This window comes from Paracoccus salipaludis (assembly GCF_002287065.1).
GTDB lineage: Bacteria > Pseudomonadota > Alphaproteobacteria > Rhodobacterales > Rhodobacteraceae > Paracoccus > Paracoccus salipaludis.
Genome location: NZ_NSJZ01000159.1, coordinates 1 through 535 on the forward strand (window position 1 = coordinate 1; position 535 = coordinate 535).

1 protein-coding gene is annotated in these 535 nt (G+C 66.5%); it reads right to left on the reverse strand.

Annotation, left to right across the window (positions count from 1 at the left end; genetic code table 11):
• Positions 1-163: 163 nt before the first annotated feature.
• Positions 164-535, reverse strand: a 372-nt coding sequence (locus CK240_RS17980; protein WP_205957943.1) for a hypothetical protein, incomplete at its 5' end; no start/stop codon positions are given.

A 535-nucleotide genomic window follows, 5' to 3' on the forward strand; every position in this document is an offset into this window, starting at 1 on the left:
AGAGAAGGGCGCACTTATGCAAACCTGCGGTTTGCGTGCGGCCTCCCAAGGGCACAGCTCATGGCTCGGCCGAGGAGGAAGGGCGCTCGCCGCTGGGCTGTCCCTTGCCATGGGCATAGGGGACAGCCCAACGTGGGACGCTTCCTTGGACGTCTCCCGCGCCCTAAGCCGCCTTGGGTCGGCCGAATTTCCTCAAGACCTTGCGAGTCTCGCGGGCGACGAAGGCGTGCCGGTCCTCCACGTCGAAGCCGAGATGCCCCGCAAGGTTGAAGAAGCCGCCGCTCGGGAGCGTATCGCCCGGGGTCTTCTTGTGGACGAGGACCGAGAGGAGCACGCCGTGGTTTTCGAAGCTGCGCTCCGAGACCGCACCTAGAACCCAGCCGATCTTGTCGCGGTGCGCCGGCACCTGCCATCGCAGGCCTGCGTTCGACATGACCGGGTCGTAGAACACGCGGGCCTCCCCCTTAGCGGCGAGGTCCAGGAGGAAGGCCTCCGTGCGCTGGATCATGTCTTGGTCCGCAGTCCGCAGGGCCAC